Below are 18,273 nucleotides of genomic sequence, written 5' to 3'. Positions count from 1 at the left end.
AAAAATTGGTTGATCAAAGCTATTTCATTGTTGTGTCAAGACCAAGGTAGGTTTTGACACAATGATTGAAAAATGCCGGGTTTTCTGCCTGAACGGGTGACATATCTTGGTGACATAACTTTAGGTTAGGGCAAATATCGGCCAAAAAGCGACATTCAATGCTTTGCGCTCAATGTCGGCTAGATGCAATAAGCTGCCATTCAACGGGGGCATATTGCTTGGATGGTCAAATTTCAACCGGTATCAATATTAAAAAAAAATCAATGAGTTGTACTTTAGTCAAGATCGGCTACTTATCAAGCTGGTGCGATCATGTAAGTGCCATAGCAATATCAGGCACTCGGTAAAAGCCCTAACGCGATTAAACCTTTACGGACCAGTTTCACAGCTTGATGTGGATTTGAAGTGGTGAGAAGCTGAATTGCATCTTCAGTACTTAACCCTGTGTTAAGGGTACTAACAACATCGGAGTTGGCTTTATCTAAATAATTAACCAATTTTTTGAATGCTCGCTCAGACGAGTCTACGTTTGTTGGCAAATTGAAATTTTTGGTTTCATCCAGAAAACGGGCAAAATTCATAGATTTTTCTTTATGCCACTCTAAACCCAATTCCGAGGGATAATTCCCTGAAGAGCGTAGTATTCCGTCAGCTAAAATCTGGGCACCACCACCAAAGCCTCCAAGAATAAACAGCGGTTTATTGTGTTCTAAGGTCACCAGGGCCTCCTCGAATAAACCGGGCATGAAACCAGAAAATCCTTCGACTTTCCCACCCATAATTATTCGAGCTTCTATTGCTGGAATTAGGATTGAAGGTGCATCTGGAATATCAAGCACCAAAGGCGACATGGTTAACCGACGCATGGCGCTCAAACATATTGCGCCATTGAATTTCGATCTTGCTGACTCAGTGGTTGCTTCCTGATCTGGTACAAAATCTGGATCGCATATACCTGCCATTTGTTGCGTTATGCGAACAATACGACAACAATTGATCCACTGGGCTTCAATTCGGGCTGTAACTTTCAGGTAGTGGGGCCATGCAGAATGATTATACAGTAGCCCCAACTGAATATTAGTATCAGGGCCGCCTAAGCTGTTATCCTCTTGTTCGGCACTGATCAGGCGCAACAGATCAAACGTAAAGTTTCCTTCATCTTCTAACCAGTTCCCAGCATAGGCTAGGGATGCCCCTGTTCTTAAAATTGGCCTTGCCAGTTGCAAAAGTAAATCTCGCAGATGCTCCAATCCTAAACCTCTTGCCAATAAGTTTTCACGTTGCCAAGATATGCTTAGGGCAATAACCTTATTAATATTCGTCCGAGTACGTAATTTGTCACTCATGATAGTATCTCCTCGAATGAATAAAACCAAATCTGTGGAAAAAACTCGTATAGAATGTCTAGTTCCGCACCAGCAAGACCTTGGCCAGGATAGATGATTTGTAATTCCTGATCGGGATGGTTTCGGATTACATGGAGGAGCGTTGTCGGATCCGGCAACCAGTTAAGAATAAGCCGAAGCTTTCCCGGTTCTGCAGGAATTGAAGCGGCCAGAGCAGAATGATAAGTCCCTAACAAGGCGTCTCGAATAACCCGAGTTACAATCTGTTCCTCGATGTCAGGAATATCAGTACTCCAACGCACTGTCGGCGCGTTTCCAAACTCTGGCACACCTAAAGACTTGCAACCATCATCCATCGCCTCTACAACTATCAATGGATGTAAGCGCCATTGTTCATTTGTTCCGACGCCGACCGATAGATTATCAACTTTTTGAGGTTTACGGAACAGCGAAACTTCCCTTCGACACCACGGACGCTCTGCATAACGAGCGCTTCTAACTGCAATCATCGCCGCAGTTGTTGGTGAATCAAGGCTATAGTTAAGAACCTTTGAAAAAACAGAGCTAATGGCAATGTCGTTTTCGTCGAAGAACGCTGCCATCTGTGTTTGGCTGTATATATAATCACGCAATCTTTGAGCCGGCACTCGCCCGTCTGCTTTTGCGTGACTGAGAAATATTGATACCTTTGGAGGAGCTATGTCAACTGCATTTAGTTGTGAAGGTATTACTTCATTTTTTGAACGCGGCAACAATAAACGGGTCAAGGTTTCCGTCAGTTGTTTTAAAAGCGAACGCACCACTGAATCAACTGTCTCAGCCTGCTGATGCTCCTCTAAGGAGGTTTTTTGGTTGAGACGATGTTTTTCATATGCAACCAACAAATCATTTAGGTTAGTTAAAGGCAATCCAGCTGGGCGTAGAAAATTAAGTTCGCGAAGTTCATTTGGGGTATTGTAGGCAGTAGCATCAAGCGCTACAGGTATTATGGCTCGGCGCTTGGACGATCCTTGTGTGCGCAATTGTGATAGCCAATGACGCCATGTTGGGTCTGACACCATGTGTTCGTCCACCAGAGCAATAACAATCTGCAAATTCGTAATCTTAGTTGAGGCGCTTTCTTCACCGATTTGTGTCGGTGTACGATATTCGCCATGCAGAGGCGGGGGTAAACCGTTCTTGGGTGCGCCTGGTGCTGGCAGACTTCTATAATAGACTTGTGGCCCAAGTCCATTTCCAGGCCTAAGCCATGAGTTTATCCTGCGGGCGAAAATCTCTCCTAGGGGACAGGATGGGTGCCACAGAACAAAGATTTCAGGAATATTCATAGCAGATATCCTTTTGCAATTAAGTGACTATGCTGATCAACCCAGTATTATCAGCATCGGTTGCCGCTGGTAAGATGCGGCAGCCTTCTAGTCGGGAAGCAGCAGATTTTGTCCCATTTTTCTGAACCAGTCCTCGATCGAGGTGGGACAAGGGCCGTTATTCAGCAAGGCCTTAGAGAATAGACCTTCCGTCACGTGAACTCCTAGCTGTCGGTAAGCTTCAAATTGCTCTTCGTCAAAAAATTGATCCAGCGTGGTTTGATGCGGAAATTCGGGATTGTTGGTCCGATAACGCTTGATGAGTTCGGATTCATTTCCGGTGACCGAAAGCTTTATATAAAGTAACAAGCCCCAACCGGCGGTAGTATCGGGGCTAGGACCTGGATATCTAATGCGACATAAATGCGAGTGAGTCTTACTGAGGCCGGTTTTTGGGTCAGGACGCAAGCCGCTCAGTTCAGGTCTGATTTCTACACCAAAGTCAATCTGGGCATGGCGAACAAGGGTTAGTAAACCTTCAAAGGCAAAATTTGGATCGGCTTCCCCATCGACGCAAATAATGTATTTTGCGCGACGCCGAAGCAGTTCGTAAACTGCCATGTTTTCGATGTGGCCGCCGTCAGACAGATTAAACCAGTCTTCCTTCTCGGACATGGGGCTGGCGATCATTTCGCGGAGCAAGCAACGGAAGCCGGGGTGTTGCTCACCGGCGCCGTTGTCGGGTTTCTTTATCCAATATCCCAAACGCAAGTTGAGTAGAGTCAGAATGGCTGTGAGGAAGGGTTTGGATCCCAAGCCCATATGTGAGGAAAGCGCTGCGCCTGACACTGCAATGGCTGTTGCTAAATCCACAGGGTTGCCACTGGCTCGCCACTGATCTGTTTTAGCATACCCGGTGGTTGTGGAACCTATCCAGTGCTTAGAGAACAAGAAGAAATCTGATCGGCGGTCTCGCAGAGCTGGAGACTCGCTGGTTGGAAGGTTTACTGTCGTGTTGATGAGATGATATGGAGCCTTTTTATTTGGATTAATCTTTGTTAGTTCGACAGTTGCCGTTTCATCGTCGGTTTTATGGATAAAGGTTCTGGCTAGTTTGTCTCGATAAAACCTATGAGGTGCTGTTAGGTTGATGTCGAGGACAAAAAAAGCGATAAATCCCAAGCCGCCTGCGATACCTGCTAGGAGCCAAAAACCCGCGTCGAATGCCGGCTCGCCAAGCAACCAGAAAATATAGAATGCGGCGAGACCGATTGCTGGTGCAATAAGGCCAGCTAACACGAGAAAAAGCTTTGAAGCGATGATTTTGAATTTGGGGTTCTTTAATAAGGGGAAGAACTCCATGATGGACGGTGCAATTGTTGTAAGCACACCCATTACACCGGCTAGCCCTGTTATCTTCCAGCTGTTAGCATCAAACTTCGCTAACTCGTCATGACCCATCTTGACGAGCCAGAGCGCGCCGCAGCCCAAAGTCAGCAATGTTAGCCACCAAAGCGCTTGACCCGCCATCTTGGGGCTTATGCCCGAGCGGCGTAGCGACCATCCATAGGCAACAAAGGCCAAACCGGTCAGGGTGGTTAGCACCGGAAAAATTACGGAGATGCTGAGCACTTTCGAATCTGTAGCGAACTGGCTTAGCAACACGGCCACAATTGATAACAATGCAATAATAAACAGCGGCGCGGTCCAATTTAGTACCATGCCGGCGACCGTCGTAGCAACCGTTTCCCAGTTTTCCCGTGCATTGCGAGCCGCTAGGAATTTGGCATTTTGTCGTATGAAACGGATCGGTTCGGGATCAGGCCCATGAGGCCACGCCATCTCGGTAAAATCAGCGCCCTCACCCAGTCGGCGAGTCAGAAAACTGCCAGTGTAACCGCCGCCGGAAACCGTGGAAAGAACATCGACCTGTTCGAGCATTCCGCGTTCAGCCAAGACTTGAACAACGCCAAACCCAAATGTAGCGGAGCGAATTCCACCACCCGACAATGCCAGTCCCACTGCGTTGGTCACATCGCTGTTATCGCTTGCCTGTTTACCTCGCCGTTCATTTATTTCCCGCTTTTCGTCATTGTTGATAGCCTCGATCATGCTAGCGTCCAATTTAGCGAGTTTCTGATGTATACCAAAAGGAATATCTTCAAATAACGGATCGAGAATCGCCGAATCAAAAGGGGGTGGTGTTAGTTGATCTGCTGAAGGTTTGCCATAAGCCAATTGGTGGAGTTGATCTGCGAATACTCGAAGCTTTACCTGCACGCCCTCTAAATCAGCCCTGAACTCGTCGGCCCCATCACGGGAGTTGAGTTGCCCTTCTTCGTATGGACGATGCCATTTGGCAGTTAAAGGACGCAATTCCAGGTTGAGAGTATCGGCTACCAAAGAGGCAAATTTCTGACATCCTGGGTATTTCTTTATCGAAGCCCTTGCAAATTCAAATACCGAATAAATACTTTTTAGGGCGCTTGCTTCGATGCCGTACTGATAAGGCAAAGGCTGAGTGGTAATTCTTGTGCGCAACTCGGTCAGAAGTTCATGCGCGGCAAGTTGGTCGGCTGTTAAGTCTTTTGGATCAGACATTTCGTACTCCCTATTCTGAATGAAAAGATGGTTATTTTTGAATTTACCAAATTATGCTCTTAACCCATATTTAACGCTTTACGGATGTAAGCTCGTGCCTACTACCATTAAGTTCAAAAGTTAGGTTTACAAAATTCCAAACACATAAAAGAACAAGACCCACCCCAAGAAACTGACCGAAATCAGAACAAATAATACTTTCCAAAGCGGTTGAAGAGCAGTTTTATGCTTGAGAGCCTGCCTTATTTCTTCCCCGCTTAACTGGCGCCACCCCCAATAACTAACATATGGAGTGATCAAAAACGCCGTAATCCATAGTGGTACTATCTCAAATTCACCTGCCTGCTCACTGAGGGTAAGTATCATGCTATAGCCGCTAGCCAAGACGTATAATATGAACGGGACGATGAGACCAATAAATGCCGCTCGCTTCCGTCCGACGCGCCAAAGGTTACTAAACATCATTACACCGGCCGGAACCCCCCAACCAAAGAAATAAAACGACGATATACTGATTGCACGGTCGCTGTAGAGCCTAATTTGTGAGTTAACAAAAGCCTGGGACCTATGGTAGCCACTTTGGTCGGCCGGGAGGACAAGGGTTTCTTTGTCCAAGGCGCATTTTTTCTTACTCAGAATAAATAAAGTAAATGCCAAGATTAACAACGCCACCGGATTATCTACTAGCAGCAGGCCTGGATTCCAGTTGGATTTATTTTCTGAAAACAGCCATAGACTTCCTATTAATGTATAACTACCGTAAAGCCTCAGGAGAAAGACTTGAACTTCTTTGACGCGATTTTCCCAAGATGGCCCAACCAGCCTGTCGACCGGGGTCAACAGGAATAACAGCGTTCCGACTGGAACCCCGAATATTAGAATCGACGCTTCTGCACGATCAGCTCGAACAAAGCTTAACAATCCGACACTCAATAAAATCAAGCCTAAAAGTGGCAATGTGAAAGAGAAAACAGATATAGCCCGGGGTGATTGGAAAATCTCAAACACTAACCAGTGCCAACCTATTTTTACAACCCAAACAAGCACTAAACCAGATATCACAAATAAAAGTACATGCACTACTTTGTGACCACTCACCAAAATCTGCGGATTTTTCAGGAAATTCTCGCTAAGAATAGGAATTTCTAAAAGGCTTTTTACCACAGTATTATTCAGATTAAAGAGCGGTTTAACGACTTCAATCATTTCAGGCAAGGCATAAATATCAACCAGATCATATCCCTCATTACTTATTAACTCTATGTCCTCATCAGATACGAATACAATACCGCTTTTCTCCAAACTTTCCGTTAAACCCGGCGGATCTTTGATAATGCTATCCTTTTTGAAGGCATAAATTGGCTGTGGCGGCTCAATGTTTTTTTTCTTAAAACTATCGTGGACTTTCCTTGAAAGCTGTCCAAGCCCACTTTTCGATCTCAATTCGGGATTTGTATTTTGTTCCGATGAATTCGAATTATTTATAATAATTGCGTCATGTAACTTAATAATCTTCGTTTCTAACGCCTTTTCTAAGTGTAAAGTATCGTACTTCCCTGATTTGTCGCCTTCAGATTTTTTTATAATCCGAGTAATTTCTTTGGCGAGTTGCCCGGCGTTATCGACACCACGCAAATCGCTTCTGGAAAAAATGGGTTTAAATCGCTCCTCCGTCTCAACAATAACGTTTTTTATATCTATAAAACTATCTTTTGGGAAAACCAAAATTCGTTTGTCCCGTAGTTTGTCTTTAACGTGCAACAATTGGTACTCATCTATCATATCTTTGTGATCAAATTCTAATTGGGCACGAATAAATAACCCCAGTAAGAGAAGAAAGAAAATGACCGATACAGTGCGAAATTTATGCGCAAACTCATCTTCCAACTTGCTTTTTTTGATCAAGTTCAAACAAGCTGGCAGCATGCTCTGCTCGGGTGTTTGCGCGTTGTCGTAACGCATCGCCCAAGCGAGAGTACGAGGAGTCCTGCTCCAATCCAAGGCCTGAACCAGCTCGATATCCGCAAGAATTTTTACATTTTGCTCGACCTTATCGACGAGTCGTCTGTATTGCCGAGCCGCTTCGGCTTCTTGCGCGAGCCATTTCTTTGCCTCATCCCATTGACGGAGAAGAGTTTCATGACTTATATCTAACTCCGATTCTGCAGTTAAGTCTCCGTGTGGCGAGGCCATAATGAAGTTGTTTCCTTCTTTCTGAAAGACGTTTACCACTCTAATTACCGCATCAATCTCAGCGTTAACCACAGAAGCAACCTCGCCGAGTTTTACTATGCGTCGTGTCAGTGGCCCCTGGGAGGGTTTATCACTTAAGCAAATAAAAAGCGCCCTGGCAATTTGCCGATCTTGTTCACTCTCCAGCGATTCCAATACTTCATTCAGATGTTCCGATAAGGCACCGGAAAGTTGCTTCGCATTTTTGTAGTCATCAAGGATCAGTTTATTCTCTGTGCTGAGAAAAACATCCTGATTGATGTCTAACTCCGATTCTGTGGTTACCTTTTTACACTCGATTCGTTTCTGGGCTTCGCACCAAGTTCTCATCAACACATGTTGCATCAAAGGGAGTTGGTCTGGATCGGTGCCAACGTCGTTGAGTATTTGATTAACCAAGGTTTCGTCAATATTGGCGACGAACTGCGGTAATTCCAGCGGTCGCCTGATCGCTTCCGCCAATTGTGGTCGCGTCATGCGGGGTGTCAGGTACTGGCTAAGGCTGACGGCTTCAGGCAACCCCAAGAAGGCATCACAGTATCCTAAGAAATCAGATCGCATGGTGATCACAATATAAATCGGCACGTCAGCCTGCCTAGCAGCGGTTAACAACAGTTCCACAAACGCGGCGGCTTCGTTGCGTTGTTGTTCTGCAATTAAAGCTTTGTCAGTCGTATTGTTTTCATCTAGCGATTTGGCCTGAAGTGAGTTTGTCGTAGACCGACCGGTTTGATCCCTGCTAGCAAACCGAAACAATTCTTCAAACTGATCAATGAGAATCAGAACACCGCCTCCTTGGGCCTCCTTTTCGCCGCGGTAAGCCCGCACTAGACCAAGTGGCCCGGATCTAAACTGCGCGGACGCGAACTCATACCTTACGGACTCGCCTTCGTCCGACAGAGACATCTGAGGATAAAATGTGTCGATCCAGGCATTGGCAAGATTTTGCAGCGGAGCACCGCCGGGACGTGCTGTCACGAATTTCCATTTAGCTGGTGCATCCAGTAAGAAACCCTGATCTAATGCTGGTAATAAACCAGCTCTGACTAGTGACGATTTTCCGCTTCCACTGGCACCAAGCACCGCAAGAAACCGAAAATCCCGGTGGGTCTCAAGCCGTGAGAGCATCTCGTCGATTTGGTTCTCCCGCCCAAAGAACAGTGCGGCCTCGTTCTGCTGGAACGGCCTAAGCCCGGGATACGGTTCAGTAATATTCCCATTAGCTGAGTTCATTACCTCCTCCCTAAGAGTTTTCCCACAAACAGTTTCATTGACTTTGTGTCGCCATCAATTATTACATCAATGCCACTAGTACTTAGAAGGTCTCGGGGTGAATTATCTCGATAGACGCCAATACAAAGCCGATTCCCAGTTCGATCTCCAAGTCGGAATGGCCGAGTGGCTTTGAATCTCTCTTTCGCCCATTCTTCAGGGCAATCTCCGTATGTGAATGTGACTCCAGTGAATTTGCCCGAATGAACCATATCGCAGAAATCCTGCGCATCCATTGCGGGCTCATACTGAATCTTATAATGGCTCAATTGCTTCCTCAGATTCTTAACAAGGAGGGCATCTTGCGCTTCTGAATCAATAAGAACGGTGACTGATCCCTCGTTTGTCTGAGTAACTCCTCCCTCGTCTACAGGTGTATCAAGCCGTCGTTGTGCTTCCCTTTTGCGGTCAATGTCCTCGATATGCTTTGCAAGTAAGGGTTGGAACTCGGAAAGATCGCAGGAAATGACTTGGTATTGTTCGCTGAAAACCAAGGCGCGATGGGTGTCGCTCTTGATACTGTCCGAGGTTAGCAATTGGGATCGCCAAAGTAACAGATCTTTTCCAGGTATCTTACCTGCAGCTATAGCGCGTTTGCAGAGCCAGGATTCGTAGTCCTCGTCGTCACCTTTCCTACCAAGAAGTTGCACAAAGATAATAGCTTCATTGAGAAGCTTGTCTACTTTGGCTTCACATTGTGTTCGGTTACTGTAGAAAGCTTCATACAACGCATTGTTATTATTGGTAAGCACCACCGCGCCTTGATCTGTTAGCCAGCTACGAACTGCACTACGTGCTTCTTCTAGGTCTTTTACCGGTGGTCCTGAGATTCCGTCGGCAAGGAACACTTTCGAGTCCGTTAGTCTCGATCGAACTGCCGCGTTAGGCCTTACTTCATTAGAGTATTCAGTTTTGACATTAAAGAGGTGTTCTGCAATCGCCTTCGCTAACTCACGAATCCTGGCGTCGAAGCTGGTTCCTTCCAACGGTAACGGCCAATTAATTTCTTTATTTCTACTCGCTGGGTGAGGTTCCCAAAACTGGAAGCCAAGGACATCCATTTTCTCAATCTCCGGGGGACGTTCTTCTATTTTTAAGTCTTCAATGAACATTACAAATGCTTTTTTGCCACCCCTCCCTAAATCGTTGAAGAACTGTTCACGCTCCAATTTACACCAAGGCCGGTTTAAGTAAGCTCGCGACAGGACGATCAACAGCGCCGCTGTCCCGCTGAGCGCCTGCGTGATTTCAGATGTAAGACTACTGGCACCATCCAACTCAGCACGATCCCAAAAAATTGAAGCTGTTCCGGTGCCTTCTAGATTTTCATCCAGATGTTTTTGCAGTTTAGCGACAAAGCCCAGAATCCATTCCTTTGCTACAACCTGGGCGTAACTGATGAAAACGTCATATTGACATTGCGGCACGAATGCGGGCATAAATTACTCCGTAATGTAGATTAACCTTCGCCTGCTAGATAAAACATGGGTGAATTGAGGCTTACTTAATACCGACACTCAATTATGTAATCATTCACGAGATCACTCAACGTTACATTTGTAGCAGTACAAAAGTACTGGAACAACGGACTTTCAAGCCAGAAACGAAATACTTGCTTCCATAAACTCTGGCAGGCAGCAATGTGGCATATTGCTGACATTAATATTTTAGAAATGACAGTCTCTTTTGGGTCGATTGCGTTCAAAAAGCCCCTTGTTGGAATAAACCTTTTTTCCCAACAAGATTCGTCGATATTAAAAACCGCTAGTTATAGGTTTTTTCGGCCGGTGAAATTAACTTACAGACACCAAAGCCCGGTTTATAAACACGCGAAGCGCGTCTTCTATTCCGGATTTGGGCCGAGGAAGCTTCAGTGGCGATTACGCCATTGGTTGGTCGGACGCAGGCGATTCAACTTGCGCTAAACGATATACATAAATCGTCGCACCAATTACCGCCGCCTGACCCATCAATAAATTGACGATGGGCAAGGTCAGACCTAAGCCGGTCAAGCCGCCTAAGCTTATCACCCCCCAGCGTGTCTGTTTCATGAATTGCTTCTGCTCGGGAAACGGCATTCCGCGTTCTTCCAGCGGGTATGCTAAAAATTCCATCGCGATACCCCATGCCGCAAACACCGCCCAAAGCAAAGGTGCGATTAGATTGACCACCGGAATCAAAAACAGCAGCAGTAAAGGCAGTACCCGCAGCAATAGATAGCCAACCCGGCGCAATTCGCCGAAAAACACCTTATCCCAAGGCAGATCGGCTTTCACCACGCTGCCGCCGCTAATCAACTGCAAGGTCTTGGCGGCTAACTGGCTGTAGTATGGCGCGGCAATCAGGTTGGCGAACAGGGTAAAGGTAAAGAAGCCGATCACTAAAAAACTGATAAAAAATAGCGGCCATAAAATCCAATTCAGCCACGATAACCAGTCGGGGATAAAGGAATGAATCAAAGCCGATACGGAATGGTAGCCCAGCACGAAAGCGCCGGTGTACAACACCATATTGATAAATAACGGAATCAACAGATATTTACGCAACTCGGGGTGGGTAAGCATTTTTGCACCCTCCCACAAGCAGCCAATTGCGAACAAGGGGTTGTTGCCGCGTGGTAAATTTAACATGTTGCCAAACTCCTTACCCCGTGTAGACCGGGATCGATGACCACGCCACGTTCGGTGACGATGGCGCTAATTAAGGCCGCTGGCGTGACGTCGAACACTGGGTTCCAGGCGTTCACCAACGAGCCGTCGTTTAAGTAACAATTTGGAAGCAGTTCCTTGGGGTTGCGTTGTTCTATTTCGATGCTGTCGCCGTTTTCCATGCTGAAATCGAAAGTGGAAGAGGGCGCTGCCACCATCATTTTTACGCCATGTTGTTTCGCCAACACCGCCAGCGAATACGTGCCGATCTTATTGGCCACGTCGCCGTTGGCGGCGATCCGGTCGGCACCGACGATGATCCAGTCTAGCTTGCCCGATTTCATCAGCCAAGCCGCCGCCGAATCGGCGATTAGAGTGGCCGGAATGCCGTCCTGCGCTAACTCCCACACCGTCAAGCGCGCGCCCTGTAGCCAAGGCCGGGTTTCATCGGCATAGACGTTTTGCAATTGACCGCGCTTGTGCAAACTGCGAATCACGCCCAACGCGGTGCCGTAACCGCCGGTGGCTAAGGCGCCGGCATTGCAATGGGTTAGCACAGCCTTGGCATTGCCGATCACATCGGCGCCGCGTTCGCCCATGGCGTGGTTGGCGGCGATGTCTTCGGCGTGAATTTGCTCGGCTAATTGAGTTAGTGCCGCGAGGGGTTCCGCTGGGTTTTCCGCTAAAAGAGCGCGCATTTTATCCAGCGCCCAGAACAGGTTTACCGCAGTCGGCCGGGATGCCGCCAGTTGCTGAATATCTTGTGCTACCGCCGATTGCCAATCGGCATTTGGATAGTGCCGCATGGCCGATAGCACGACACCGTAAGCGGCGGCGATGCCGATGGCAGGGGCACCGCGCACCCGCATCGAAGCGATGGCTTCGGTGACGCCGGCGGCGTCGTTATATTCATCGTAGGCTATGGTTTCCGGCAAGACGCGTTGGTCCAGCACTTTTAAGCTGTGTCCGCTCCATTGCAAAGCTTGTACGGAAAGTGTTTGGCTTGTACTCATCGTGGTTCCGTTTAAATCTAAAGAATAAATGATTGAGGTGGCTCGAATTCCTGCAACTGGCACTTCCCCGATGCTCTAAGTGGGCACCAGAGCGGTCAATTTGCGTTGAAAAGACTAGCTAGACGCGGCCGTAGTCCGGTATATAAGAGTTATTTTAAGGTGTTTTTGTGCTTACTGCTGTGCTTGTCGATATTGGTCCGGTTAATAGTCTTTAACCTTTGGTAAATTCCGCAAATTCCGTGTGTTGTCCGAGCAACTGCCGCAAGCTTGCCAGCGCACCCGGCAGATCGTAATTTTCAATTTGTCTGGTAATTGTCTCTACCTGTTGTGCTTCCTCCAGCAGACTGGTCAATGTGGGCGCTATCTTGTGCCAATTATCGACAGCGTTAATATTGTCGCTCGCCAGCATGGTCAGAAGCTTGGGTATTAGCGCCTTGAGCTGGTTGATGTCGAGCGTGGCAGCTATTTCCTCGCTAGTAGTCGGATGAACCAATAACTCGCGAATTTCCGTCGCAGCCTCTGTCAAGGCCAAGCTCAGAGGGTCGCAGCTGGCGGCAATAGCCGAACGCTCCTCGGCCGATTTTATGCGTTGCTCCAAAATCGCCGCTAAGGCCCGCACTTGCTCCAGCCCCAGTGTTGCCGCCACACTCTTCAATGTGTGGGCTAGACGCCGGGCGGTCTCCACGTCGTCAGCTTCAGCTGCTTCGACTATTTTCCGCGCATCGTCGAGATGTGAATCAATAAAACGCCGCAACATCTTTTCATAGCTGTGGTGCTTGCCGGCAAAGCTACGCAGCCCGATGGCAGTATCCAGAACCAATGACTTGCCCGTACTTACTTTTTCTGCGGCTAGATGTTTGAGGTTGCTGCTCTTGTCCGGCAGCCAACGGCTTAACATGGCGAATAAAATGTCAGGGTCAACCGGCTTAGCCAGAAAATCGTTCATACCGGCAGTCAGCCAATCCTGGCGATCTTCTTGAAAGGCATTGGCGGTCATCGCAATAATCGGTAAAGTCTGACAATTGGGCAATTGCCGAATCAGCCGGGTGGCTTCAAGTCCGTCCATTATCGGCATATGCATGTCCATCAAGATTAGATCGTAGCGTCGGTTGTTTACCATGTTTAATGCCTCGGCACCGTGATTGGCGAGTTCGACCGTCAAGCCGGTGGTTTCCAATAGTTCTTTTGCTACCTCTTGATTGATTTCATTGTCTTCGACCAGCAAGATGGTTGCCTCACGGCGAAAGTCAGCGGTATCGGCTGCCAGCACGGCGCTAGGCGGATTGCGGTCGGATTTTAGTCTGACGGTAAACCAAAAAGTGCTGCCCGAGCCCTTGGTGCTAATGACGCCCACCGTGCCGCCCATCATGTTGGCAAGGTGGCGGCTAATCGTCAGGCCCAGACCGGTGCCTCCATATTTGCGGGTGGTGGAACTTTGGCCTTGTTCGAAGGCTTCGAACACGCGGGCTTGTTGCTCGTCGTCCAGACCTATGCCGGTGTCTCGCACTTCGAAACGGACTTCAACTCGTTCAGCCGATTGTGTCAGCAAGCAGGCTTTCAGCGAGATCTCGCCGGCATCGGTGAATTTGATGGCGTTGCCCAGATAATTGATCAAAATCTGGCCGATACGCAAAGGATCGCCGAGTAAAGGCATAGCAGCTAGAGAATCATCGAGTTCTTTTGAAAATCTAAGGCCCTTGCCGCGCGCCCGCTCCGCCATAATGCTGTAGGCATGGTCCAATAAGGCCGCCACGTTAATAGGCGTTTCTTCTATCTGCAAGCGCTCTGCTTCGATTTTTGACAGATCCAGAATATCGTTGATCAGACTCAATAGATGCTTGCTGGCATAGGTGATTTTAGCGAGTTTGTCCAGTTGGTCGGGTTGATTCAGTTCGCGCTGCAACAGATGAGACATGCCCAAAATAGCATTCATCGGCGTACGTATTTCATGGCTCATATTGGCTAGAAAGGTACTTTTCGACAGGTTGGCGGCTTCGGCTTGTTCCTTGGCAGCGAGCAGGGCAAGTTCCAGTTCCAGTTCCTTGCGGGCCGTTAGGTCGGTATGGGTGCCCACCGCGCGAACAGGCTGACCGTTCGTGTCTCGCTCAACTACTTTGGCGCGGCTTAATATCCATTTGTAGCTGCCGTCCTTGGCACGCATTTGAAACTCCATTTCGTAAAATCCTTTATTTTGGAGTTCTTTCTGCGCCTGCGTAACTATGCTTTCCCTATGCTCAGGATGCAGCAATTGTATCCAATGGCTGTTTGCATCTTGCGGGAATTCGCCTAGTTTATAACCCAGCATTTGAAAATAAGCATTATTGCAATAAGTGGAATTGTCCCGAAGATTCCAGTCCCAGATGCCGTCGTTACTGGCGGCGAGCGCAAAGCCCAAGCGCTCTTCGCTGATTTTCAATTGCTCGTTAGCAGTTTTCAACTCGCCAGTACGCTCGGCGACCAGCGCTTCCAGATGCTGGCGATAATTGGCTAATTCTGCTTCCGCCTTTTTCTTTTCGGCTATATCGCGCCAGACGGTATGCAGTAAAGCCTTGCCATTGCGGCGGATAGCGGTAAGCAAAATTTCGACGGGGAAACATTCGCCGTTGGCGCGCACATGGGTCCACTCGAATTGGTGGCTACCGGTTTCCAGGGCTATGCGCATCATCTCGTTTGCCTTGTCCGAGGATAGCTGTCCGTCGAGCTGGTATGGAGGCGACAGCTGCGCGGGGCCGAGGTTCTTCAGGGTGTTCATACTGTCCATCCCAAGCATTTCCAGACAGGCACGATTGGCGTTAACGAAGCGGCCATCCTCAATAATGCTGATAGCTTCCTTAGTATCCTCGAAAAGCGTCCGAAACTGCTCTTCGCTCTCACGTATTTGTTGTTCGGCTTCGCGGCGCTCGGTGATGTCCATGTGCGTGCCGCTGATGATTAAGGGTTCACCGTTTGCCGTGCGCTGAGTGATTCTGCCGCGATCGGCAATCCATACCCAGCGACCGTCCTTATGCCGCATGCGCAGATCACACTGGTAGTAATCGCTATGACCGGCCAGATGCTGTTCCAGTAAGCTGTTGGCAAGCTTCAGGTCGTCCGGATGAACGAATTGTTCCCAGCTATGCGAAGTAAAAGGCTCAAGTCCACTGAGTCGGTAACCGAACATCTCCGCCCAGCGTTCGTTGAAAATGGCTTGGCCGGTTTGCATATTCCATTCCCAGGTGCCGGCGTGGGTGGCTTCGATTATATCTGCTAGTCTGCGGCGTTCGTCAGCCAGTTGATGGGTGATTTGCTTACGGGCGGTAATGTCGCGGCACACACAAAATACCAGATTGTTACTGCCCCAATTGACGCCGCTCATGCTGACTTCTACGTCGAAGCAATTGCCGTCCTGTCGGCGATGGCGGGTTTCAATGACCTTGTCGGTATGCGTCAGGTCGGAAAAGTTTTCGCGTATTTGTTGTTCGGTTAATTCAGCTTCGAAGTCCCAGGTGTAAAGTTGCAATACTTGTTCGAGTTTGTAACCCAGCATCTCGCAGAAGCGTTTGTTGGCTTCCATCACCCGGTGGCTTTGGTCGATGATGACGATGCCGTCCGAGCTGTTGTCAACCAGTACGCGATGCAGTTCGGCTTTCTCCGATAACTCCTGTAGCAGCTGTTTTTGCTCGGTGGTATCAGTCCAGATAGCGGCAAAATAATTGTGTTCCCGGAATGTGACCCGTTTGATACGGACGTTTACGTCCCGCAAGCTACCGTCTTTGCGGCGGTGCAAGGTATCGAAGCTGGCGCTGCCTTGCCTGATCAATGCCCGCAATTGTTGGCGAATCTTGATGCGGTTTTGATCGGCCAGAATATCGCGCACCGTCAGTCGCGCAAACTCTTCGCGGCTATAGCCCAGGCTATTGCAGGCCGTGTCGTTGAATTCGACAAAACCTAAGCTGCCGGAGGCAATCAGTGCGATTGAATCGAGCGCCTGAGCAACGATAGTGCGATGAATCTCTTCGCGTTCCTTGAGTTGCAAATGCACCAAGTGCTGATCGAGAACCGTGGACAGTCGTTCGGCTACTGTGTCGAGTAAAGCGCGCTCCTCCCGCAGAAACGGACCTTCCTGTTCCGTTGGCCTTGATTCCAGGTAAAAAATACTGATACGGCCGGGCGCGCCGGTTTGGGTGTTGAGCCGAGCGCTGAGTTGGTAAGGGGTTTCGCGGAAATTGGCGCTGCTTACTAAAACGCCTTCCCATTCGATAAGGGCGGCGGTAATTTCCGGGTATTGCCAGCCGCTCGGCAGAATGTCGGCTACCGACTGGAGCATGGTGAAGGGGCTCTGGTCCTTGTCCTCCGTTGCGCTAAAAATTGCAAACAGGCATTGCCGTTCCTTGATTCTTTCTTGCAATTGCCTTTGGACATGGTGAGCTTGGGTGATGTCTCTGGCGACACCCAATATGCCGAGCAGTTTGCCGTCGCTGGTTTTGACCGGGGTTTTGATGGTTTCGTAAAGGGCTGTATGTTTACCGTCGGCAGTTGTCAGCCACTCTTTGTTCAAACAGGGCTTGCCGGCGGCAACCGCCGTAAAATCGCGTTCGCGGAAAAAGTCGGCTAATTCTTGGTTGACGAAGTCGTAATCGGTCTTGCCGACTACCTGTTCCTCGGTTGCGCCGCATAAGGGCTCGAAACTGGGATTGCAGAGCAAATAAACCCCGTTGGGATCTTTAAGCCAGACCATGTCGGGCATGGCTTTTATCAAGGTGCGGAACAGTTCTTCCTTTTCGCTGAGTGTTTCCAGGGTCTGCTGTCGCTCGGAAAAGTAACTAGCCAGCGCCATGCCGACTATCGACAACACCGAGATGAAAGTCCAGTAATTCAATTCGTGTTGATTGCCCAGGTCATGCTCGAAAAATCCCCAGCGATGTTGGCTGCTGCCGAGCATGGCCTGCACGGCGGTGATGGTCAGGGCCAGCGTGGTGGCACGCGTGCCAAACCGCACAGCTATCCAGGTGATCGATAAAAATAGCCAATGGCTTTTGGCGTAGCTCCCAACATGGGCATGTAACCAGTCGAGAAACACGATTTGCCCGAGTAAGCCATTCAAGACCAGCATCGCCAGTACTCCGCCGATATATCTGGCTTTTGTTAAACGGCGGCTACTTGTTACTAATATTCCGTTCGGAATAGGCCCTTCGGCAGCGCTCGGGACAGGCCTGTCCAAGCCTGATTTGCCTTCCCGTGTTAAAGGTTCCGGGGGGGCGGTATCAAAAAAATCGGTTAACAGTTGCAATGCGGTGTCGCGCCAGACCAGGATTAACGGTGTGACTAAAATAATCCCCAAACTGTCGCCCATCCACCAGTTCAGAAGGCTACCGGCAAAGGCGCTCTGCTCGATAAGACCCGCTTTGACCAGGGCCAGCGCGCCGACCAGCGCCGGCAACGCACAGGCAACAAATCCGCCCAGGAAAATCAGCAGCAAATAGTCGCGTAAGGTAGCCAGCGTTGCATCGAACCGCTGATTTTGCCGGACCAGCCAGGCGCCTAACCAGGCAGCGGCGACGCTGCCCAAAGATATGATGCTTGCCGTAAGCAGGGCTTTACCTTGTAAAAGGTTGAGTGTCAGCGCGCCCAGCAAAACGGCCCAGAGATAGTCTTTGCCACCTATTAAAATTGCGGCCAGCGCTACCCCACTGGCAGCAAAAAAAATGCTGGCGCTACCGTCAGGGTTAAAGTAAAGCAGCGAAATTCGGCCGGTCAGCGCATAAACACTGGCAACCGCGAGGAGCTTTAGGTATGTCAGCGCGGGCCGGCTAGGCATAAAACCGGTTTGAATTGGCAATGCACGTTTGCTCTCTAAAGGCTGGAGGCAATTGAC

Annotated in this window: 8 protein-coding genes; all 8 read right to left on the bottom strand. The window is 48.9% G+C overall.

Going from position 1 to position 18,273, the window contains the following annotated elements; translation table 11 throughout:
• Nucleotides 1–332 precede the first annotated feature (332 nt).
• The 8 genes from NP589_RS04010 to NP589_RS03975 all read right to left on the bottom strand — a co-directional run bounded on the left by NP589_RS04010 (nucleotide 333) and on the right by NP589_RS03975 (nucleotide 18,216).
• Nucleotides 333–1,346, bottom strand: a complete 1,014-nt coding sequence (locus NP589_RS04010) for a hypothetical protein (RefSeq protein WP_256605816.1) — start codon at nucleotides 1,344–1,346, stop codon at nucleotides 333–335.
• Complete coding sequence (locus tag NP589_RS04005) at nucleotides 1,343–2,674, bottom strand: TIR domain-containing protein (RefSeq protein WP_256605815.1); 1,332 nt, start codon at nucleotides 2,672–2,674, stop codon at nucleotides 1,343–1,345. Before NP589_RS04005 ends, NP589_RS04010 begins: the two co-directional genes overlap by 4 nt.
• 87 nt (nucleotides 2,675–2,761) lie before the next feature.
• Nucleotides 2,762–5,254 (bottom strand): patatin-like phospholipase family protein, encoded by a 2,493-nt coding sequence (locus NP589_RS04000; RefSeq protein WP_256605814.1) that lies wholly within the window; start codon nucleotides 5,252–5,254, stop codon nucleotides 2,762–2,764.
• Between the two features lie 126 nt (nucleotides 5,255–5,380).
• Nucleotides 5,381–8,719 (bottom strand): ATP-binding protein, encoded by a 3,339-nt coding sequence (locus tag NP589_RS03995; protein ID WP_256605813.1) that lies wholly within the window; start codon nucleotides 8,717–8,719, stop codon nucleotides 5,381–5,383.
• Entirely contained in the window at nucleotides 8,719–10,197 is a 1,479-nt protein-coding gene (locus NP589_RS03990) for a toll/interleukin-1 receptor domain-containing protein (protein ID WP_256605812.1), read from the bottom strand. The genes NP589_RS03995 and NP589_RS03990 overlap by 1 nt, the downstream gene beginning before the upstream one ends.
• Nucleotides 10,198–10,638: 441 nt before the next feature.
• Entirely contained in the window at nucleotides 10,639–11,388 is a 750-nt protein-coding gene (cysZ, locus tag NP589_RS03985; protein ID WP_256605811.1) for a sulfate transporter CysZ, read from the bottom strand.
• A complete protein-coding gene (gene mtnA / locus NP589_RS03980) occupies nucleotides 11,382–12,419 on the bottom strand; it encodes an S-methyl-5-thioribose-1-phosphate isomerase (RefSeq protein WP_256605810.1) in 1,038 nt (345 codons plus the stop codon). The genes cysZ and mtnA overlap by 7 nt, the downstream gene beginning before the upstream one ends.
• 211 nt (nucleotides 12,420–12,630) lie before the next feature.
• Entirely contained in the window at nucleotides 12,631–18,216 is a 5,586-nt protein-coding gene (locus NP589_RS03975) for a PAS domain S-box protein (RefSeq protein WP_256605809.1), read from the bottom strand.
• Between the last annotated feature and the right edge of the window lie 57 nt (nucleotides 18,217–18,273).

It is taken from the genome of Methylomonas rosea (assembly GCF_024505055.1).
Classification (GTDB): Bacteria; Pseudomonadota; Gammaproteobacteria; order Methylococcales; family Methylomonadaceae; genus Methylomonas; species Methylomonas rosea.
This window is presented reverse-complemented; position numbering and strand designations above follow the sequence as displayed.